At 45.9% G+C, this 19,210-nt stretch carries 21 protein-coding genes; 13 read left to right on the top strand and 8 right to left on the bottom strand.

The window, feature by feature from the left end; all coding sequences use genetic code 11:
- Positions 1 to 84 precede the first annotated feature (84 nt).
- From ACNKW2_RS06775 to ACNKW2_RS06745, 7 genes are all read left to right on the top strand, one after another.
- Positions 85 to 1,284 (top strand): acetate kinase, encoded by a 1,200-nt coding sequence (locus tag ACNKW2_RS06775; protein WP_419147874.1) that lies wholly within the window; start codon positions 85 to 87, stop codon positions 1,282 to 1,284.
- A gap of 2 nt (positions 1,285 to 1,286) precedes the next feature.
- Positions 1,287 to 3,434, top strand: a complete 2,148-nt coding sequence (gene pta, locus ACNKW2_RS06770; RefSeq protein ID WP_419147873.1) for a phosphate acetyltransferase — start codon at positions 1,287 to 1,289, stop codon at positions 3,432 to 3,434.
- A gap of 165 nt (positions 3,435 to 3,599) precedes the next feature.
- Positions 3,600 to 3,980, top strand: coding sequence for an ACT domain-containing protein (locus tag ACNKW2_RS06765; protein ID WP_419147872.1), 381 nt, complete (start codon positions 3,600 to 3,602; stop codon positions 3,978 to 3,980).
- A complete protein-coding gene (locus ACNKW2_RS06760) occupies positions 3,977 to 4,489 on the top strand; it encodes a PTS glucose transporter subunit IIA (RefSeq protein WP_419147871.1) in 513 nt (170 codons plus the stop codon). Before ACNKW2_RS06765 ends, ACNKW2_RS06760 begins: the two co-directional genes overlap by 4 nt.
- Positions 4,486 to 4,836 carry an ArsC family reductase gene (locus tag ACNKW2_RS06755; RefSeq protein WP_419147870.1) on the top strand — a complete coding sequence of 117 codons (351 nt, stop codon included), beginning with the start codon at positions 4,486 to 4,488 and terminating at the stop codon, positions 4,834 to 4,836. Before ACNKW2_RS06760 ends, ACNKW2_RS06755 begins: the two co-directional genes overlap by 4 nt.
- Positions 4,833 to 5,960, top strand: coding sequence for a succinyl-diaminopimelate desuccinylase (dapE, locus tag ACNKW2_RS06750; RefSeq protein ID WP_419147869.1), 1,128 nt, complete (start codon positions 4,833 to 4,835; stop codon positions 5,958 to 5,960). The genes ACNKW2_RS06755 and dapE overlap by 4 nt, the downstream gene beginning before the upstream one ends.
- Complete coding sequence (locus ACNKW2_RS06745) at positions 5,953 to 6,639, top strand: M15 family metallopeptidase (protein ID WP_336565984.1); 687 nt, start codon at positions 5,953 to 5,955, stop codon at positions 6,637 to 6,639. Before dapE ends, ACNKW2_RS06745 begins: the two co-directional genes overlap by 8 nt.
- Before the next feature lie 14 nt (positions 6,640 to 6,653).
- Here the strand turns inward: ACNKW2_RS06745 and ACNKW2_RS06740 are convergent, their stop codons facing one another.
- On the bottom strand, positions 6,654 to 7,541 hold the full coding sequence (locus ACNKW2_RS06740; protein WP_419147868.1) for an NAD(P)-dependent oxidoreductase: 888 nt from the start codon (positions 7,539 to 7,541) through the stop codon (positions 6,654 to 6,656).
- Between the two features lie 129 nt (positions 7,542 to 7,670).
- On the opposite strand from ACNKW2_RS06740, the gene ACNKW2_RS06735 reads away from it, so the two are divergent.
- Positions 7,671 to 8,186, top strand: coding sequence for a glutathione peroxidase (locus ACNKW2_RS06735; protein ID WP_419147867.1), 516 nt, complete (start codon positions 7,671 to 7,673; stop codon positions 8,184 to 8,186).
- The gene (locus tag ACNKW2_RS06730; RefSeq protein WP_419147866.1) at positions 8,152 to 9,129 is read left to right on the top strand and encodes a 2-hydroxyacid dehydrogenase; all 978 of its coding nucleotides are present in this window, start codon (positions 8,152 to 8,154) and stop codon (positions 9,127 to 9,129) included. The genes ACNKW2_RS06735 and ACNKW2_RS06730 overlap by 35 nt, the downstream gene beginning before the upstream one ends.
- A 111-nt stretch (positions 9,130 to 9,240) precedes the next feature.
- Here the strand turns inward: ACNKW2_RS06730 and ACNKW2_RS06725 are convergent, their stop codons facing one another.
- Together ACNKW2_RS06725 and ACNKW2_RS06720 are read right to left on the bottom strand one after the other, a co-directional pair.
- On the bottom strand, positions 9,241 to 9,828 hold the full coding sequence (locus ACNKW2_RS06725) for an MlaC/ttg2D family ABC transporter substrate-binding protein (protein ID WP_419147865.1): 588 nt from the start codon (positions 9,826 to 9,828) through the stop codon (positions 9,241 to 9,243).
- A gap of 285 nt (positions 9,829 to 10,113) precedes the next feature.
- Positions 10,114 to 11,091: a zinc-binding dehydrogenase gene (locus ACNKW2_RS06720; RefSeq protein ID WP_419147864.1), complete on the bottom strand. Its 978-nt coding sequence runs from the start codon at positions 11,089 to 11,091 to the stop codon at positions 10,114 to 10,116.
- 168 nt (positions 11,092 to 11,259) lie between these two features.
- On the opposite strand from ACNKW2_RS06720, the gene ACNKW2_RS06715 reads away from it, so the two are divergent.
- Positions 11,260 to 12,231, top strand: a complete 972-nt coding sequence (locus ACNKW2_RS06715) for a LysR family transcriptional regulator (protein WP_419147863.1) — start codon at positions 11,260 to 11,262, stop codon at positions 12,229 to 12,231.
- On the opposite strand, the gene ACNKW2_RS06710 is transcribed toward ACNKW2_RS06715, so the two are convergent.
- On the bottom strand, positions 12,228 to 13,793 hold the full coding sequence (locus ACNKW2_RS06710; RefSeq protein ID WP_419147862.1) for a putative bifunctional diguanylate cyclase/phosphodiesterase: 1,566 nt from the start codon (positions 13,791 to 13,793) through the stop codon (positions 12,228 to 12,230). The genes ACNKW2_RS06715 and ACNKW2_RS06710 overlap by 4 nt on opposite strands.
- Before the next feature lie 176 nt (positions 13,794 to 13,969).
- Positions 13,970 to 14,212 carry an HP1242/YdcH family protein gene (locus ACNKW2_RS06705; RefSeq protein ID WP_336565972.1) on the bottom strand — a complete coding sequence of 81 codons (243 nt, stop codon included), beginning with the start codon at positions 14,210 to 14,212 and terminating at the stop codon, positions 13,970 to 13,972.
- Between the two features lie 292 nt (positions 14,213 to 14,504).
- On the opposite strand from ACNKW2_RS06705, the gene purM reads away from it, so the two are divergent.
- From purM to ACNKW2_RS06690, 3 genes are read left to right on the top strand one after another with little or no spacing between them, the layout of a single operon-like run.
- Positions 14,505 to 15,557, top strand: coding sequence for a phosphoribosylformylglycinamidine cyclo-ligase (gene purM, locus ACNKW2_RS06700; RefSeq protein ID WP_419147861.1), 1,053 nt, complete (start codon positions 14,505 to 14,507; stop codon positions 15,555 to 15,557).
- Entirely contained in the window at positions 15,557 to 16,207 is a 651-nt protein-coding gene (gene purN, locus ACNKW2_RS06695; RefSeq protein WP_419147860.1) for a phosphoribosylglycinamide formyltransferase, read from the top strand. Before purM ends, purN begins: the two co-directional genes overlap by 1 nt.
- Before the next feature lie 13 nt (positions 16,208 to 16,220).
- Positions 16,221 to 16,925, top strand: coding sequence for a DUF3108 domain-containing protein (locus tag ACNKW2_RS06690; protein ID WP_419147934.1), 705 nt, complete (start codon positions 16,221 to 16,223; stop codon positions 16,923 to 16,925).
- Positions 16,926 to 16,977: 52 nt separating this feature from the next.
- Here ACNKW2_RS06690 and ACNKW2_RS06685 read toward each other — a convergent pair whose 3' ends face one another.
- The 3 genes from ACNKW2_RS06685 to ACNKW2_RS06675 all read right to left on the bottom strand — a co-directional run bounded on the left by ACNKW2_RS06685 (position 16,978) and on the right by ACNKW2_RS06675 (position 18,852).
- Positions 16,978 to 17,742, bottom strand: coding sequence for a class II glutamine amidotransferase (locus ACNKW2_RS06685; protein WP_419147859.1), 765 nt, complete (start codon positions 17,740 to 17,742; stop codon positions 16,978 to 16,980).
- 318 nt (positions 17,743 to 18,060) lie between these two features.
- Positions 18,061 to 18,576 carry a hypothetical protein gene (locus tag ACNKW2_RS06680; RefSeq protein WP_419147858.1) on the bottom strand — a complete coding sequence of 172 codons (516 nt, stop codon included), beginning with the start codon at positions 18,574 to 18,576 and terminating at the stop codon, positions 18,061 to 18,063.
- A gap of 117 nt (positions 18,577 to 18,693) precedes the next feature.
- On the bottom strand, positions 18,694 to 18,852 hold the full coding sequence (locus tag ACNKW2_RS06675) for a hypothetical protein (protein WP_419147857.1): 159 nt from the start codon (positions 18,850 to 18,852) through the stop codon (positions 18,694 to 18,696).
- Between the last annotated feature and the right edge of the window lie 358 nt (positions 18,853 to 19,210).

The raw sequence follows: 19,210 nt of genomic DNA, 5'->3' as shown, positions 1-19,210 counted from the left end.
CCTTAGTCTAAATGCGTAGCTTGTATGCGCTATAGCTTTAAGCTTAATACGCAATAACTGTAATTGTCAAAACGGAAAGTCATTATGTCATCTCAGCATGTTTTGGTTCTAAATTGTGGTAGTTCAAGTCTCAAATTCGCCATCATCGATAGTGAAACCGGCGAACAAGTTTTATCTGGCCTCGCCGAGCGCCTCGCCGACCAAGTACCACAAATTAAATACAAGTACCAAGGCACCAAAAGCGTTATTCCGCTTAACAGCGGCGATGCCCACCAAGTCGCTATTGCGACCCTAGTTAAACTCATCAAAGACCTCGCTCTTGACGCTAACCTAGTCGCTGTTGGTCACCGCGTAGTGCATGGTGGCGAACGCTTTACTCACTCCGTTTTAATCGACCAGTCTGTAATCGAGGCTATCCAAGAAACGTCTAGTTTGGCCCCGTTGCACAATCCCGCCAATTTACTTGGCATCGAAGCGGCACAAAAAGCATTTGCCCATCTACCTCAAGTTGCAGTCTTTGATACGGCCTTTCACCAAAGTATGGATCAAATTGCCTACTTATATGCACTGCCTTACTCGTTATACCAAGACCATGGTGTGCGCCGATATGGTTTTCATGGCACCAGTCATGCCTATGTATCGGCCCAGGCGATTGAAATTTTAGGCCTGAAAGACAAGCCTTCACGCATTATTACCGCGCATTTGGGCAACGGCTGCTCAGTGGCTGCCATCAAAGATGGTCAATCCATCGATACCAGTATGGGCCTAACACCACTTGAGGGCTTGGTAATGGGCACTCGAAGTGGCGATATCGATCCTGGCTTGTTTTCCTTTTTAGTCCACCAGTTGAACTATTCGGCGCAGCAAATCGACACTTTATTAAACAAGCAAAGTGGCTTATTGGGAATAAGTGGTTTGTCTAACGATTGTCGCACCATTGAAGAAGCGGCACAAAAAGAGCATCCGCAAGCCAAGTTGGCACTGGATATTTTCTGTTATCGCCTAGCAAAGCAAATTGCCAGCTTCTTAGTACCATTGCGTGGTCTAGATGCTCTGGTGTTTACCGGTGGAATTGGCGAAAACTCAGATGTCATCCGCGCCAAGGTGGTGACTTACCTCAGTTATCTAGGTATGGAAATTAATCAAGAAGCGAACCTTGCTGCTCGTTTTGGCGCTCAAGGCATTATCACCGATGCCGCACACAGCCCCCTCGCTATGGTGGTGCCCACCAATGAAGAATGGGTCATCGCCGATGACGCAGCGAAACTAGCAACAGGAGCTTAATCATGGGTCGTCGTATTATGCTGATCCCAATATCTACCGGTGTTGGCTTAACCTCGGTGTCGGTCGGTATTGTTCGGGCTTTGGAACAAAAAGCAGTCAAAGTCAACTTTTTCAAACCCATTGCGCAACCACGCAAAGATGACTTAGGCCCAGAAAAATCCACTCTGATTGTGCAACATGGCTCTCCTATTGCGCCACCGACTCCATTCGATTTAAGTTATGCCGAGCAAATGATCGGCGATGGTAAAGGCGACGATTTATTAGAAGAGATTGTTGAACGCTTTGAAAGTGCCGTGCAAGCGGACGAAGTGGCCATTATTGAAGGCATGGTGCCAACCAGAAGGCAACCGTACGCTGGACGGGTCAATCGAGAAATAGCGCAAACGCTGGGCGCCGAGATCGTCTTCGTTTTAACTCCAGGTAACGACTCCATCGATGAAATCGAAGACCGTTTGGAAATCGCTGCAGGCAACTATGGTGGCGTGGATCACCCACGAGTGTTGGGCTGCATTTTCAACAAAGTTAACGCTCCGCTGGATGAAGATGGCCGCGCGCGCGCCGACTTGGTGGATCAATACAACGCCGACGAACTGGATAACGAACTGAACCGCTTGGCTTCATTGCCTATTTTTAGAAAGCATCCGTTTCAATTACTGGGCTCAATTCCTTGGGATTTTGACCTGGTTGCGCCACGAGTCATCGATCTTAGCAATTATCTGAAAGCCGAAGTGATTAATGCTGGTGACATGGAGCATCGTCGCCTCCGTCGCGTTACCTTCTGTGCTCGCACGGTGTCAAACATTCTTAACCACTTCACCCCGGGTGCTTTATTAGTGACTCCAGGGGATCGCTCGGATATTCTCGTTGCAGCCTGCTTATCCGCCATGAACGGCACTAAAATTGGTGCCATTTTGCTCACCGGCGGCTTCCGCCCAGAAGAAAAAATCATGACTTTATGTGAGCAAGCCATGGCCACCGGCTTACCAATCCTTGCCACCGATGCCGATACCTGGCGCACCTCATTATTACTGCATAACTTTAATATGGAAGTGCCAAGTGACGATGAGCAGCGCATAGAGAAAGTCAAGCTACACAACGCCTCACACATCGACGGTGAATGGTTAGAAACGCTCGCGCAAGGCGTGGCGAAAACGCGTAAATTATCGCCGCCAGCGTTTCGCTTCTTGTTAACGGATCTGGCTCGTAAAGCACAAAAAACCATTGTTTTACCTGAGGGCAACGAGCCACGGACCATTAAAGCGGCGGCCATTTGTGGTGAACGTAACATCGCCAAAACCGTATTGTTAGGTGATCGCGAAGAAATCGAGCGGATCGCTGCACAGCAAGGGGTTGAGCTCAATGAAAACGTCACTATTTTATCGCCACAACAGGAAGTGAATAAATACATCGCGCCTATGGTGGAGTTGCGAAAAGGCAAAGGCTTAACCGAAGTGGTTGCCGAAGAGCAATTACAAGACAATGTGGTCTTAGGCACTATGATGCTGGCGCAAGGCCAGGTGGACGGCCTGGTTTCAGGTGCCGTAAACACCACCGCTAATACCATTCGCCCTCCTTTGCAGTTGATCAAAACCGCACCAGGCGCTTCGTTAGTGAGTTCTGTGTTTTTCATGCTATTGCCTGATCAGGTGTTAGTCTATGGCGACTGTGCTATTAACCCAGACCCAACGGCGGAGCAACTGGCGGATATTGCCATTCAGTCGGCCGACTCAGCGGCGGCGTTTGGCATTGAGCCGCGAGTAGCCATGATAAGCTACAGTACGGGTACTTCGGGGCAAGGCGCCGATGTAGAAAAAGTGCGAGCCGCCACCGAAATTGCGCAGCAAAAGCGCCCTGACTTAGACATTGATGGTCCATTGCAATACGACGCCGCAATCATGGAAAACGTTGCCCGCAAAAAGGCACCAAACAGCAAAGTGGCAGGTAAAGCCACCGTATTTGTCTTCCCAGATCTCAACACTGGTAATACCACATACAAAGCCGTGCAACGCAGCGCCGAGTTGATCAGTATCGGCCCTATGCTGCAAGGCATGAGGAAACCTGTAAATGACTTAAGTCGTGGCGCGTTAGTGGATGATATTGTCTACACCATTGCCTTAACCGCAATTCAAGCCACTCAAATCGTTGAGTAAATCGTTGAAGCCAGGCAGGGTCGTTGCCTGGCTTAAGTCACCGCTGCCATAGCACTAATTGCCCTTGATTTTCGCTGGTCTTTACCCCCACTTCGCTATACTATAATTAAGCTAAACAGCCGAATAGATAATGAAAATTTTAGCTGGTTTTAAAAAGGGATAGCGATGTCAAAGCAAACATTACAACTGCTAGAACAAGAGTTTACTATTCACAGCTTGGATTGTGATGCCACAGTTCCGCAGGCCGTATTGAACAGCAAACTGTACTTTATAGCGAAAACCGCAGACGAGCTGTCAATCGTCTGTAGCTCTGACATCAGTGTCGATAGTTTGGCTGCAGAAAGCCACTGGCGAGCACTTGAAGTACTCGGGCCACTGGGCTTTTCTTTAACTGGGATCATGGCAAATATTTCCGGAGTATTGGCTAAAGCCAACGTCTCTATTTTTACCTTGTCGACCTATGACACGGACTATATTTTGGTTAAACAAAGCCAAATACAAGCCGCCATGAATGCCCTTAAAAAAGATGGATATTTACTACTTTGATAGCCCTAAGTCCGCCCATCAACTATCGTCCAATTACGCAAATAGCTAACCCTATTGCGCACATTCCAAGCCCGTTTTCGGGAAAAGTATTACCGCTGGCAGCACACCCTAATGCGGCCATTGCGGCTGGCATGTTAGGCACTGGCGTGTGTGTTAAGATGAATGTGCCACTGCTGCTGTCACCCTGTAATGGCGCCATTGAGCAGATTAGAAAAGACAGCTGCGAATACCTTATCACCGCCAATAATGGCTTAAAAATGCTTCTGAGTTTGGCATTAAGCAGTGAGTTCACCAAACCCGAGTTACTTAAAGCCAACAGTTTTGGCAAAACTCAAGTACGCCTAGCTGAGCCCTTGTGTTTTTATGATGTGCCACTGCAAGAGGCCAAATGCATAGGTGCCATAGTGCTGCTCAATGCACAAAAACTGGGAGCATGTTATTATCCATTAAAACAAGTCACTGCGGCGAAAGAGCCGATAATTACCATAGCAAGGGCATGTGCTTTATGACCACAATTATGTACGGGATCAGCAACTGCGATACCATTAAAAAAGCCAAAAAACACCTACAACAACACAATATTGAGTTTACTTTTCACGACTATCGCAAAGACGGTTTAGATGCCGAATTATTGCAAACCTTTATTGATCAACTCGGCTGGGAAAATGTCCTCAATAAGCGCGGTACAACCTACCGTGCGCTGTCTGACGAAGACAAACAAAACCTCAACGCCGACACGGCAAAAGCGCATATGTTAGCAGCTCCAGCAATGATAAAGCGGCCTATTTTATGTCATCAAGGCCAATATCACTTGGGCTATAAAGCGCCACAATACGATGAGATATTGGCGTCATGAGTGAGGTCATCGCGTTAGCTCAGGCATTAATCCAGCGCGCTTCCATCACCCCTGAAGATGCCGGTTGCCAAGCCCTGATCAATGAACGCTTAAGCCGCTTAGGCTTTACCATTGAAGAGCATTTTTTTGTTGATACCCTCAATACGTGGGCACGTAAAGGGACTCAAGGGCCGCATTTTTGTTTTGCTGGTCACACCGACGTTGTGCCGGTAGGTGATACTGCTCGGTGGCAGCACCCGCCTTTTGCCGCCACCGTAAAAGACGGTATGCTACACGGTCGTGGTGCTGCCGACATGAAAGGCTCACTGGCTGCCATGGTGGTTGCCACAGAGCGTTTTATACAAAAGCATCCAGATCACAAGGGCTCTCTCTCTTTTTTAATCACGTCAGATGAAGAAGGGCCGTTTATTAATGGCACCACTAAGGTGGTAGATCTCCTCGAAGCGCGACACGAAAAGATTGATATGTGCTTAGTGGGTGAACCTTCTTCCCGTGATAAACTCGGTGACGTGGTCAAAAATGGCCGCCGAGGCTCGTTAACTGGCCATTTAAAAGTATTAGGCAAACAAGGCCATGTTGCCTATCCGCACCTAGCAATCAACCCCATCCATCTTGCTGCACCGGCTTTGGCCGAGCTCAGTCAAACTCATTGGGATGAGGGCAATGCGTTTTTCCCGGCAACCAGTTTTCAAGTGTCAAACATTAATGGTGGCACTGGCGCTGGTAATGTTATTCCTGGCGAGCTCGAAATCCAGTTTAATTTCCGCTTTAGCACCGAGGTGACCGCCGAGCAGCTGCAACAATTCGTGGTGGATATCCTTAACCAACATCAGCTGTGTTATGAGCTAGATTGGATAGTCAATGGTCAGCCCTTTTTAACCGAGCCGGGACCGTTACTCGACGTCACCCTTGAAGCAATCAAAGACGTCACCGGAGTAACTTGTACTCCAGAAACATCCGGTGGCACCTCTGATGGTCGCTTTATTGCACAAACCGGGTGTAAGGTGATTGAGTTAGGCCCAATCAATGCCACTATTCATCAAGTAGATGAGTGCGTCAGTTGTGACGACCTAGAGCAGTTAGCGCTTATTTATGAACGGATTTTGGAGCAGCTTCTTGGCTAATTATGCCCTTTCAACATCCGCATGTATCGCCTGTGGTGTCAACGAGTCAGCGCTCGTTGCATTTACCAAACAGTACGTTCATCGGCATATTGTTGCTGATCTTAGTGCCCTCAGCAGTGCCGCGAAGGCAGCAGGTTTTGATTTTGCTATTGCCTCAGCGTACCGCAGCTTTTGGCGCCAAAAAGCCATTTGGAACAACAAGTTTCATGGCCACCGAGCGGTATATGACCAAGCTCAGCAGCAAGTGGACCTCAGTGCGCTTTCTGAGTTAGAGAAAGTTCACGCCATTATGCTGTTCTCGGCGCTACCAGGAGGCAGCCGCCATCATTTTGGTAGTGACCTTGATGTCTACGCTCGCAACCTTATTCCCGCAGGACAGCGCTTGCAACTTGAGCCTTGGGAGTATGAAGCTGGCGGCTATTTGGCCGAGTTTAATGACTGGTTAAATGAACATTTAGCTGACTTTGGCTTTTACCGCCCCTATGATCGTTACCGCGGTGGCGTAGCCGCAGAGCCGTGGCATATTAGTCATCGCGCGGTTGCCGACTCATTGGCGCCAGAGCAAAGCATAGCGGCCATTGCCACCACGCTAGAACGCAGCGATGTTGCAGGGAAAGAGACTATCCTGCAACATTTACCAGCGCTATATGAAACCTATATTGTTAACGTAGCAACCTAACCTCTAGGTTAAAATTACCTTTTTTTATCATGGATGGCGTCTAGCCTTGCCAATAGGCTAGACGTGTCATAACGGTTTCCACCTAAGGCTTGCACATCAGCATAGTATTGGTCCACCATCGCCGTCAGGGCCAAATTTGAGCCATTAGCGCGCGCTTCATCCAATGCGATCCCTAAATCTTTACGCATCCAGTCCACCGCAAAACCAAACTCGTATTCCCCTGCCAGCATGGTTTTGTGGCGGTTTTCCATTTGCCACGAGCCTGCCGCACCTTTAGCAATGGTTTCAATGACTTTTTCGCCATCTAGACCGGCGTTTTTGGCAAAGTGTAAGCCTTCAGCCAGGCCCTGCACCACCCCTGCTATGCAAATTTGGTTGACCATTTTACATAACTGACCCGAGCCAACCTCACCTAAAAGTTGGTTAAACTGAGAATAAGCGGCCATCACGGGTTGCGCTTTGGCGAAGGCTTCTTGCTCACCACCAGCCATAACCGTAAGCACGCCATTTTCAGCACCAGCCTGGCCTCCAGACACGGGAGCATCAATAAAATTAACCGATGACGCCTTTGCGCGCTGATGAATTTCACGCGCCACTTTGGCCGACGTAGTGGTGTGATCAACCAAAATTGCACCAGCTTTAATGCCTGCCAGAACGCCTTGCTCGCCATACACCACTGAGCGCAAGTCATCATCGTTGCCAACACACATAAACACAAAGTCACAGTCAGCCACCGCCTCTTTTGGCGTTGTTGCCAGTTTCCCAGAGTACTCTTTTAGCCACTGCTGGGCTTTTGCTTTAGTGCGGTTATACACGGTTACGTGATGGCCAGCCTGGTGTAAATGGCCTGCCATTGGGTAGCCCATAACCCCTAAACCTAAAAATGCGACTTTGATTGACATAAAACTGTCCTATTTGCTTGTTATCTTATTAAGAATGGAGTTTTTATACCCGAGCCTAGCAATCATAGCAAATGAAAAACATGGCTTGGTTCTCGAATATTATGAATATGACACACGGAGCCTGAAAGGATGGAAAATATTTATCGTTTTAGTGCACAACTCATCGACGGTCAGGTTTTGCCATTGCAATCTTTAGCAGGCAAACCTATTTTAATCGTTAATATTGCCAGTAAATGTAGTTTTGCACCCCAGTTATCAGCATTAGAAAAGCTGTATCAAAAGTACCACCCCTTCGGCTTTGAGATCCTCGCATTTCCATGCAATCAATTTGGTCGTAACGAGCCACTGGAAGATGAAATGCTTAACGAATTTTACAATAGCCATTTTAACCTGAGTTTTAAAATAGCCACTAAAACCCAAGTTAATGGCCCCGACGCGCACCCATTGTTTAACTACCTCAAATCACACACTCGTGGGATAGCCCAAAACCGAGCAATAAAGTGGAATTTCACTAAGTTTCTAATAAACTCTGAGGGCATGTTAGTATCACGTTATGCACCTAGAACCAAACCAGAAACGTTAAAACCTGTGATAGAGAGTCATTTAAGTAATGAAAATCGCCCTATTCAGCTCGCAAAATTATGAAGTGCCCTTTTTCCAACAGGCGGCGCAAGAGGTTGCCGCTTTAGAGTTTAGCTTTATTGCCGAGTCGCTCAACGAAAACACCGTACAACTGTGCCAAGGCTTTGATGCCGTGTGTGTCTTTGTTAACGACGATGTCAATGCCAAGGTGATTGCTGAGCTTGCCAAACTATCAGTAAACACCATCGCGTTGCGTTGTGCCGGCTTTAATAATGTTGATATTAAAGCGGCACAGCAGCACGGAATTGCCGTGGTTCGAGTACCCGCCTATAGCCCAGAAGCCGTAGCGGAGCATTGTATTGCTTTGATGCTAACCTTGAGCCGAAAAACCCACAAAGCCTACAACCGTGTTCGTGAAGATAATTTTGACTTAAATGGCTTGTTAGGCTTCAACCTGCATAACAAAACGGTGGGGATCATAGGCTGTGGTAAAATTGGTCAAGCGTTGGTGCGTATCCTCAATGGCTTTGGTGCCAACGTGCTAGTGTACGACCCAAATATTGGCGAAGGCCCCTATACCTTAGTTTCGCTTGAGATCCTGCTAGCACAAGCGGATGTCATCAGCCTGCACTGCCCCTTAAACGAACACACTCATCATATTATCGACGCGGATGCCTTTGCCCAAATGAAGCCGGGTGCCATGCTCATTAACACCAGCCGTGGCGCGTTATTAGACAGTAAAGCCTGCATTAACGCCTTAAAATCAAAACAACTGGGGTATTTAGGCTTGGATGTATACGAGCAAGAATCTGAGTTGTTTTTTAAAAACCGCAGTGAAGAAATTATCCAAGACGATGTCTTTTCTCGCTTAGTCAGCTTTCCCAATGTCTTGATTACGGGACATCAGGGCTTTTTTACCAAAGAAGCGTTAAAGCAAATCGCTACGGTAACCTGTGAAAACCTCGCCGCTGCCGAGCAAGGTCAGCCGCTGGTCAACCAAGTATAATCGCAATCCGCGTAAATACTTGCTTAATTTCAGTGAGCAAAAAAAAAAGAGCACTCAATCATTGATGTGCTCTTTTGGTTACTTCAAAGTCGGGGGAAGTAAACTAGTCAATTAGGCTTTGCTTTTTAACTCTTGAGTTACCTTAGCAAGACCCACTTCAGAAATTCGCATGGTGATTTCTTTTTGCTTGGCACTGAGTAATGAAATGCCCTCAGCAACCATATCGTAGACTTTCCAATCACCATTTTTGCTCTGTCTAAACTTAAAATGCATGTCGATGTCAGGACCTGACGGCTCTTTTATCAACACTTTAACCGTGGCAAAGTCGGAATCAGAAGACAGCGGAAGTTCTTCAAACAACACTTCCTGCCCCTTGTACTGCAATAGGGCATTGGCATAGGTGGCCACCAGATACTCATCTACGGCACTGATAAAATCCACGGCTTCACTGCGCTTTAAACCTTTAATGTGTTTACCCAGTAATTTGAAAGACACAAACTTAACGTCAATATGCGGCATCAAACGACTGCGCACGATCCCTTTCATTTGTGATTCGGTTGCTTTGCCTTGGCTATTGACCGTTTTGATATCAGCAAATAGTTGCTCACCCACTTGGTTAATCAATGCATAAGGCGTCTGTTGCGCTACGGCTAAGCCCGAAAAAAGCAAAAAACTGAAAATAACTAGTAACTTTTTCATCGTTTAATCCTTATTAAACCTTAGACACAAGTCTATCCAATTTGACCCGTGCAAATAAACATATCAATTAGCAACATATTGGTGCCAAAAACACACCATTACTGTGTATTCAGGTAATGATGGCGTTGATTCTGCTGGTTAGCGCTTTAACTAACCATGAATAAACGCCGCCATTATAGGCGCTTTAGCAATTAGAAAGTGTCAAAAAGTGTTTCAATTTATATCGCTTGAACGCACCTCAGAACCAAGATTGTTGAGCTCTTCTATGGTTGGGCGGGAATGGAGCTAGAATTTGAGTGATACGGAAAAGAAACGATCGTTGTCAGGCTGAGCAAGCTGCGCTAGGGCCGTTACCAGTTCCGTATGGTTGGGTTGAATTTTACTGTGGTTAGGTAAGGTGATCTCACCCTGCGATAGCTTTTCAGCTAATGCATCGCCAACAAATGCCATGCGTTGCTGGGCACAAATACTATTGGAAAGCCAACTGCCACAGAGCGAGACGATGCCGATGTTCGGGGCCTTGGCCATTAACGTGGTTTGTTGAATGCTTGGCAGCCCACCGACACAGCTGACTCGGCCGCAAAAAACGAGCTGGTTTATCAGTGCCTCGGTATGCTGAGCAGTTAAATCGATAACGCCATCCAACTCCCGAATACCCAGCTGTTGCGATAAAAAGTCGGCCAAACCGCTGAACTCAGCAGCGGTGTATACCGCGTCAGCTCCGAGTGAGCGCACTAATTTCTGTTGCTCCGGTGTGGTGCTGGCAACCACGGTAATGCCTTGTTGCTTTGCAAATTGCAGTGCCATTTGTCCAACAGGCAGATGAGCTGACTCCACCATGATGGTATCACCGCTATTCAGTTGTAACTTGAATAAGGCAATGAAGGCAGACATAGCCGGCGCTAAGGTCGCTGCTGCCATGGCAGTGTCGACCTTTGGCGGCAGCACCGTAAGTGCATGACTTGGTACTGACACGTATTCGCTCATAACGCCCGCTGAGCTGATATCACCATGCCAAAACACCCGAGAGCCACGCTCAGGAAACCCTGTTTTACAAGACTTTTCCACCCGACCGACGGCGTCGACACCAAACACCTTATCGGGCACATCGATATCATGGTTGTTGGCAATTTTGGCATCAATGAAGCTAAGACCTACTTGCTCAACTTTCACTAAAACATGATCGTCATTAAGCTGAGGCGAAGCGATTTCAGCTTGCTGAAACGAAATACCATTGCTGCGATTGAACTGCACTGCTTTCATGTTTTGCCTTTTGTTTCACTGTAAAATTTGTTCACCAGCTCTAAACTGATGTGATTTATTAAACCACCGTTAGCATATTGCTACAATAGCATTAATGCAAATATCACCCTCGCAATCTCATTTGTTTAGTGTCACAATGGCATCAGTTTAGTACAGCTTAGACATTTTATGGACATTAGCAGCCGTTTATTAATATTTTTGGACGTCGTCGAGCGTGGCTCATTTGCCAGTGCGGCGCAGCTTCGTAATATTGATCGCTCGGTGATTTCCAAGCAAATGACCAAGCTCGAAGATGAGTTGGGGGTACGTTTAATGAACCGCACTACCCGCTCCTTTTCATTGACTTCAGCCGGTGCTGAAATGGTAAAAAAGGCACAAGAGTTACGGCTGCTGTTAAATGATACTCAGCGTATTGCGCAAAACTACCACACCGAGCCCAAAGGCCTGCTGAAAATAGCCAGCTCCACTGTGGTGGGTCGCCGCTATGTACAACCGGTGCTCAACGCCTTTCAAAAACGCTTTCCCCATGTCGAAGTGGAACTGAGACTTGAAGACCGCTTAGTGGATGTCATTAGTGAAGGGTTCGATCTGGCCTTTCGCGTTGGTGAGCCAAAGGATTCATCGCTTATAGCCCGCAAGATAGCACGCAACCGCTTGTTGATCTTAGCCAGCCCTAGCTTTTTACAAAACCATGGTACCCCTACCACCATCGAGGAGCTCAGTCAGCTTCCTGCGGCGACCTACGCCAGTGATGCATTACGCTTTACTAGTATTACCTACCTCGATGAGCACGATGTTGAGCAGCAAGTGGCCGTAAAAAGCATTTTCCGCACCAATGATGGCGACAGTTTATTAGAAAGCGTGCTATCTGGTACCTGTTATATTGTGGTACCGGCTTTTCTGGTCGGCAAAGAAATTCAGCAGGGGTTACTCCAGCCCCTACTGACGGATGTTAAGTTAGTTGATTACGCTGCCATGTACGCACTTTATCCCCACCGAGACTTGCCGGTAAGAACGCGTTTGTTCCTCGATGCCTTTCGCGATTACATTGGCGAAGGAACCCCAATTTGGGAAACCCAAATACCGGGTTTTGAATCCATGTATGGTTTTCAGCCACCGAAGCCGCGGTTAACTTTTTAACCATCGAGGCGCTTCATCGCCCCTTTGACCATTTTTTGCGAGTTCATCCACTGCACCGTTTCCGATAAGCTGAGTGGCTCGCAAATGTGAAAGCCCTGTACCAAGGGGCAGTCAAGTTGGTTTAGGTAGCGCAAGCAAGCGTCGCTTTCTACCCCGACAGCCACGATACTGCAACCGAGTTTTTTCGCCAAAAACATGCTGGTTTCTACGATTGCCTGATCTTTTTCGTTTTGATGGCTCTGACGCACAAAAGAGCCATCAATTTTTATTTGCGAAATGGGCAATGCTTTTAAAATAGAAAAAGAGGAAAAGCCGGTACCAAAGTCATCAATGCTCACTCTAAAACCCATATCAATGAGCGTCTCTATTAAGCTGCGGGCTTGGTGTGCCTCTTCCATCACGGTACTTTCTGTGAGTTCGAAAACAATGCAATTGGCATCCACCTGATGATTATCAAGTTGCATCGCCAACATATTAATTAGGTTTTGCTCAGCAATGCCTTGGCTCGATAAATTAACGTGCAAGCTAAGGCTCGGCACGCATTCCAGTAAAATTGCTAAGTCTTGAAATACGCGGTTGATCACCCAAGCACTTAATTGCCGAGTTAAGTTATTTTTCTCAGCCACGGCGATAAACTGCTCAGGCAACAGCATACTGCCGTCGCTTTGTGGCCAACGAAGTAAGGCTTCAACACCATAAATATCGCCATTTTGGCTGGCTATAATGGGTTGATAATGCAAGGTAAGTTCGCCCCTTGACAGGGCTACTTTCAGATCCGCCAGTAGCTGAAACTCGGCTTCCATGCCCTCGTGTAGCTCTTCATCAAAGATCACAATACTCTGGGCACTGTGTTTGGCTGAGTACATGGCTATGTCGGCTTGTTTTAACAGCTCAAAAACATCTTGTTGCTGCTGTTGTAAACACAAACTGGCGCCGGCGCTATAAGTGATATCCAATGTTACGCCCTCTACGTCTATACCGCTGTGCAGCTCACTGAGCAGGGCATTATTTTGCGCATAAATGCCATTTACGTCTGGGGCATGTAACACAATGATAAACTCGTCACCACCAATGCGATACAGTTGATTGCCTGGTAATAGCGCCGCAGTCATGCGCTCAGCAAGTGAAATCAATAATTTATCACCAAAAAAGTGCCCTTTGGTGTCGTTTATCTGCTTAAAGTTATTGAGGTCTACCAGTAATATACTAAAGTCACGCTGCTGGCGAATATGTTCGTTAATTGCCAAAATACAGCGCTGGCGGTTTTCCAGGTCGGTTAAAAAGTCATGTTCGGCATTGTACTTGGCTAAGGTGACCGATTCGTTAAGCTCATAGAGGCTGGTTAAACTCAGCTGATTAACAACGTAAACAAAAATGGAGCCGAGGAATAAAATCAGACTTAAACCCTGCTCGGCAACGCTCGCCGCGCCGCTTTGGTACAACAACAGCGCAAAACTGGCGTAGCCGATGACAAACAGCGTCATTAATATCAGCAACAATCGCCACCCGGCTGAGGCAGTTAAGCGGCAAATATTCGCTGCGGGTTTAAAAGCGAGTAGCATGATGACGCAACCCGCTATGACAAGTAATAATGCGATCAAAGCGGTACTGTAAAGGTGAATGATGCTTTGAGTATAGTTAAAAATCTGAGTCTCTGTACGTTAAAGTAGAACCAGAGCAGCTTCCGAGGTATTAATCAACTAGGAGCTTAGCAACTAAGTTCCCTAGCCGCTCAGTGTTACTTTGCTGCTTTTAGCAGGCTATATAACTGATCTTTCAACCACAAACGTTGTTTTTTCAATGACTCTAAGTGCTCATCGGAAGCGTGTTCCACCCCATCTTCAATGCGAATGACGGCATTATCAATATCGTGGTAATCTTTAAACAACTTTGAGAAGTGGTTATCTGACATTTTCAGTTCATGAATTTGATTTTTAAATTCTGGCAGTTCTTTAGCTAGGCTATGGCGTTCAATGTTCATTTTATTCGTCCATCAAGTCGAGTTAAGTGATAGCAAATCGACCTAACCTAAACAGCGCTTGGCCAGGTCGCAAATTCATACTACGCCTAACTGCGACGGCGACTTTGATCTACCTCAACAGCGCCCACGGTAATGTATACACTGCCGCCTAACTTATCTTGGCAGTAAAATCGAGGACTAATGACCAATAACCCAGCTCTTTGTTGCAAAGTCGCTAGCCGCTAGGGAGCAATTGTTGTAAAATATCGGCGTTTCTAAGCAAATCTATCTAGCAACTTTTAGAGGAAAACCTGTGAGCGAACAAAAACAGTCTCTTAGTTATAAAGACGCTGGCGTTGATATTGATGCGGGCAACGCACTTGTCGACAGAATTAAAGGCGTAGTAAAGAAAACTCGTCGTCCAGAAGTAATGGGTGGCATCGGTGGTTTTGGTGCCCTATGTGAACTTCCAACTGGATATAAAGAGCCTGTTTTGGTTGCCGGCACTGATGGCGTGGGGACCAAACTGCGTTTGGCAATCGATTTGAAAAAACACGATACCGTCGGTATCGACCTAGTTGCCATGTGTGTAAACGATCTTATCGTGCAAGGTGCTGAACCCCTATTTTTCCTTGATTACTACGCCACAGGCAAGCTTGATGTAGATGTTGCTGCAGATGTTGTAACGGGTATTGGTAAAGGCTGTGAACTGTCTGGCTGTGCACTTATCGGTGGTGAAACAGCAGAAATGCCTGGCATGTATGAAGGCGATGACTATGACATGGCTGGTTTTTGCACGGGCGTAGTAGAGAAATCAAAAATCATTGATGGCAGTAAAGTTGCGACAGGCGATCAACTTATCGCGCTAGGTTCTAGCGGCCCGCACTCCAATGGCTATTCATTGATCCGTAAAGTGCTTGAGGTGTCTGGTGCTGATACAAATGCACAATTTGAAGGTAAAACCCTTGGCGAGCATTTACTTGAGCCAACCCGCATTTACGTAAAACAAATTTTAGCGTTATTAAAAGAAGTGGATGTACACGCCCTGTCGCACATCACTGGTGGTGGCTTTTGGGAAAACATTCCGCGCGTATTACCAGAATCAGCCAAAGCCGTTATTAAAGGCGACAGCTGGCAATGGCCAGCCATTTTCAACTGGCTACAAGAAAACGGCAACATTGCTACCCACGAAATGTATCGCACCTTTAACTGTGGTGTTGGTATGGTGTTGGTGGTACCTGCAGACAAGCTTGAGCAAAGCTTAGAAATTCTCCAAGCGCAAGGCGAAAACGCTTGGCACATTGGTGAAATTCAAGCTGCCGTCAGTGGTGAAGAGCAAGTAGAGATCGTAGGTGGTGCCAAGTAATGGCACCAACTCGCCTAGTGGTACTGATTTCTGGCAGCGGCTCTAACCTGCAAGCAATTATTGATGCTTGCCAGTCGGGTTACATTAATGCCGAAGTGGCTGCGGTGATCAGTAATAAAGCGGATGCTTATGGCTTAACTCGAGCAAAACATGCGGGGATAGCGACCCAAGTGCTTGACCATAAGCAGTTTGCAAGTCGAGAAGAGTACGATGTTGCGCTTGGTCAACTGATCTCAGACTTTACGCCGGATTTAGTTGTATTAGCTGGATTTATGCGTATTCTAACTCCTAGCTTAGTGCAAAAATTTAAGGGAAAAATGTTGAACATTCACCCTTCTTTGTTGCCTAAGTATCAAGGGCTGAACACCCACCAAAGAGCCATCGATGCCAACGATGCCGAACATGGTGTTAGCGTTCACTTTGTTACAGAGGAGTTAGACGGCGGTCCTGTGGTATGCCAAGCCAGAGTACCAATCCTCCCTGACGATACGGCAGAGTCGCTAGCAAAACGTGTGCATATGCAAGAACACAAACTCTATCCTTTGGTGGTCAAATGGTTCAGTGAACAAAGACTAAAAATGGAAGCAGATTATGCTGTTTTTGATAACAAAACCTTACCACTTGAAGGCGCGCCGTACCCAGAACTATAAAAAAATGAGCGCTGTGCTAGTTGGTATTAGCGCTCTTCTTTCCTGCTCAGCAATCGCGACTCCTTTAAGCGAGTATTACGCTGAATATCAAGTCTCACGTAAAGGCGAAGTCCATGGCGAAGCCACTCGACAGTTGAGTAAAGTCGCTGAAAACACCTACACCGTTCGCTATAAAAGCGACATTGAGTGGATGATTTTCTCCGACGTACGCACCGAAGAGTCACTTTTTGAAGTGCACAATAACCAAGTACAACCGCTCCACTACAGTATGAAGCGTGAGGGCACAGGTCCTGACAAAGATTATCGCGTTAAGTTTAATCGCGAAGATAAAACCATACATTCCAACCAACAAAAGTACCCTTTAGATGTAAAGTGGTTAGCTCAGCAACAAGATCATTTAAGCTATCAGGTGCAGTTAAGGCATGACTTAATGGCTGGCAAGCGTAAGTTCAGCTACCCCATTATTGATAAAAAAGGCAATCAACGCAGTTATGACTTTGCCGTGGTTGGTGAAGAGATGATCACTCTGCCTTTTGGCAATATCAACACCATAAAGGTGAAACGTCTATATGACGACAGTGATCGTCAGGCCATTGCTTGGTTTGCCCCTGAATATAATCATATGCTGGTGAAAATGTTTAAGGGCAAAGATGGCATGGAGCAGTTTCAAATTGAACTTAAACACTATCAGCCGGGCGCCAAAACCACAGCTAAATAACAATTAATGACAAGGTTGTGATTGGCTAAGCAGCCTTGTCATGGTAATGACGTTATACTTTTTCACCTAATTTAAACAAGGCAAACTCACCGGGCTCGAGCTTTTGCCATTGCTCGTCGTTGGTCAGTGGCCGAGTAGCGATGACGGTAACCACATCATCTGGCGTTGTTTCCTGCTGAAAATCCACCACCATATCGGCATCGATTAACGTTGCCTTACCAAAAGGCGCACGTCTGGTGATCCAATGTAGGTTATTGGTGCAGTAAGCAAGCACATAAATACCATCGGTGATCAGCATATTAAACACCCCTTTGGCACGTAGGGTATGGGCAAGCTTAGCAATATAGCGAAACACCGAGACCATATTTTTTGGTCGGCTTGGGTACTTTTCTCTCACCTTATCTAAAATCCAACAAAACGCCAGCTCGCTATCGGTCTTACCTACGGGGCGATAAAAATCGGTTTTAAGGTCTTTGTAATCAGAAAGCTGGCCATTGTGAGCATAGGTAATTTCACGTCCCCACAGCTCACGTGTAAATGGGTGGGTGTTCTCTAGGCAGGTGCGGCCACGATTGCCCTGGCGAATGTGGCTTATCACCGACACGCTTTTAATGGGATACGCCTTAACCAATTTAGCGATTTCAGATTGACAACTGGGCTCAGGATCTTTAAAGGTACGACAACCTTTGCCTTCATAAAAAGTGATCCCCCAGCCATCTTTATGGGGACCGGTGTTGCCACCTCGCTCTAACAAGCCAGAAAAGCTAAAACAAATATCGGTGGGGACGTTTGCTGACATCCCTAATAGCTCACACATTAAACAAGTTAACCTTTAAAAACAGAAATATAAAAAATAAATCAATCACTACTACTGAGCTCATCGCAGAGGCGACTTTGCAACGCTCGAGTTTAATGATGATTTTAATCTAGAAGTAGCATTGTTAAACAGAGCCAAGCTATTGGCAAGCTTAAACCCCATGCAAAGGATGCTTTTACTGTGTTTTTAGCTACCAACAGGTGATTTATGAGCTTTACTATTTCATTTCTAGTTTCTCACGCCTTACACCTCAATAAGGTTTAGAAAAACCACTTTCTTGTGCCTTTAACCTAATTGATTGTTAAGCATCACGTCCCTTTAATGCTGCAAATAGCTTGAGTTGAAATTTTTAAGGAGTAGATTCAGGTAATTTAAATTGATCTGGTTAGGTTTAAAGCTCACTCCTTGTTCAATATTAGCCATGTGCTTTTTTAGCATGCCTTTATCTTTTGACCAAAAAGCAATGTTTCCTAACACAAAGTCATTCCAATACATTGGAAACTCACTTAAGTTTTCGTTTGGCTTCAGTACTTTTTTTGCCTGAAAAATCGCTTGTTGATAATTTCCCGCTAACCCTTCCATTTGAGCCAAGTGCCAAGTCAATGAGCTTTCTTTTGAGTTATTGTGAGCAATGTAACTTTTTATCAAAGTAGCAGCTTCAGCATAGCAACCAGACTGTTCTAGCAACCTAAAACCGCTATCTTTTGTTTGATCAAACTGCTGGTAGCTAAGGTCTAAGTCTTTTTCTAACCTTTTTTGCAGGGCCACTTTACAATCCGCTAGAGCAGAGTTTGCCATGACCATTAAGGCGATTGATAAAATTCCAATTTTCATAATTGTTCCTTACTTATGTAATGCCGAAAGTGGGATAAATATGACCAAAAAGGCTGCGCTTTTAAGCCCAAGCTCTGTGAGCCACTTTCTGGTTTTTTGTTATTACTAGTAGAAAGTTTATTTTTCGCCTTTGTTGTAGCCAATTAGACCAAACACTACCGCGATAGTTAAAATAATGATATCTAAATAAAATGGTGGTTTTTGCGTGCTCAATAACGTGCCTAGAGTAACTAGCACCAAGCAACCAGCAGTATATTTATTTTTTGATTTTTCCATAATTCCACTTTCAGTATGATGATTGAGTTGCGCGTACTTACCTAAGAGCACGCAAAAAATCATAATGGGTACAAATATGTTGATTATGCTAAGTGACAAAACAACAAAATGCAATGATGAGAACCCAGATGCATTAGCTATTACAAATTTTAGGGCTGAGAGCGGACAAACAGGGTGGTTTACATGCTCGGCCGAGAAAGATTTTTTGTATTATTGCTTTGCTTTAAGTGAATGCTTTTATAAGGTTAGCTGCTAGCATTCCTACACCAAAAGACAAGGTAAACATGGGGATGTGACGGTAAAGTAGTGTTTAGAAATCTGTGTCATTTCACTAGAATATACAAAAGAGGAATGATAC

Source organism: Pseudoalteromonas 'SMAR' (genome assembly GCF_048515945.1).
GTDB lineage: Bacteria > Pseudomonadota > Gammaproteobacteria > Enterobacterales > Alteromonadaceae > Pseudoalteromonas.
This window is presented reverse-complemented; position numbering and strand designations above follow the sequence as displayed.

Bases quoted from the DNA above. Each gene is read 5' to 3' on its own strand.
- ACNKW2_RS06775 (WP_419147874.1), top strand. From the start codon at position 85: ATGTCATCTCAGCATGTTTTGGTTCTAAATTGTGGTAGTTCAAGTCTC.
- ACNKW2_RS06735 (WP_419147867.1), top strand. From the start codon at position 7,671: ATGGAAAATATTTATCGTTTTAGTGCACAACTCATCGACGGTCAGGTT.
- ACNKW2_RS06675 (WP_419147857.1), bottom strand. From the start codon at position 18,852: ATGGAAAAATCAAAAAATAAATATACTGCTGGTTGCTTGGTGCTAGTT.
- ACNKW2_RS06680 (WP_419147858.1), bottom strand. From the start codon at position 18,576: ATGAAAATTGGAATTTTATCAATCGCCTTAATGGTCATGGCAAACTCT.
- ACNKW2_RS06685 (WP_419147859.1), bottom strand. From the start codon at position 17,742: ATGTGTGAGCTATTAGGGATGTCAGCAAACGTCCCCACCGATATTTGT.
- dapE (WP_419147869.1), top strand. From the start codon at position 4,833: ATGAGTGAGGTCATCGCGTTAGCTCAGGCATTAATCCAGCGCGCTTCC.
- ACNKW2_RS06720 (WP_419147864.1), bottom strand. From the start codon at position 11,091: ATGAAAGCAGTGCAGTTCAATCGCAGCAATGGTATTTCGTTTCAGCAA.
- ACNKW2_RS06710 (WP_419147862.1), bottom strand. From the start codon at position 13,793: ATGCTACTCGCTTTTAAACCCGCAGCGAATATTTGCCGCTTAACTGCC.
- ACNKW2_RS06705 (WP_336565972.1), bottom strand. From the start codon at position 14,212: ATGAACATTGAACGCCATAGCCTAGCTAAAGAACTGCCAGAATTTAAA.
- ACNKW2_RS06715 (WP_419147863.1), top strand. From the start codon at position 11,260: ATGGACATTAGCAGCCGTTTATTAATATTTTTGGACGTCGTCGAGCGT.
- purN (WP_419147860.1), top strand. From the start codon at position 15,557: ATGGCACCAACTCGCCTAGTGGTACTGATTTCTGGCAGCGGCTCTAAC.
- ACNKW2_RS06765 (WP_419147872.1), top strand. From the start codon at position 3,600: ATGTCAAAGCAAACATTACAACTGCTAGAACAAGAGTTTACTATTCAC.
- ACNKW2_RS06755 (WP_419147870.1), top strand. From the start codon at position 4,486: ATGACCACAATTATGTACGGGATCAGCAACTGCGATACCATTAAAAAA.
- ACNKW2_RS06740 (WP_419147868.1), bottom strand. From the start codon at position 7,541: ATGTCAATCAAAGTCGCATTTTTAGGTTTAGGGGTTATGGGCTACCCA.
- ACNKW2_RS06725 (WP_419147865.1), bottom strand. From the start codon at position 9,828: ATGAAAAAGTTACTAGTTATTTTCAGTTTTTTGCTTTTTTCGGGCTTA.
- ACNKW2_RS06730 (WP_419147866.1), top strand. From the start codon at position 8,152: ATGAAAATCGCCCTATTCAGCTCGCAAAATTATGAAGTGCCCTTTTTC.
- pta (WP_419147873.1), top strand. From the start codon at position 1,287: ATGGGTCGTCGTATTATGCTGATCCCAATATCTACCGGTGTTGGCTTA.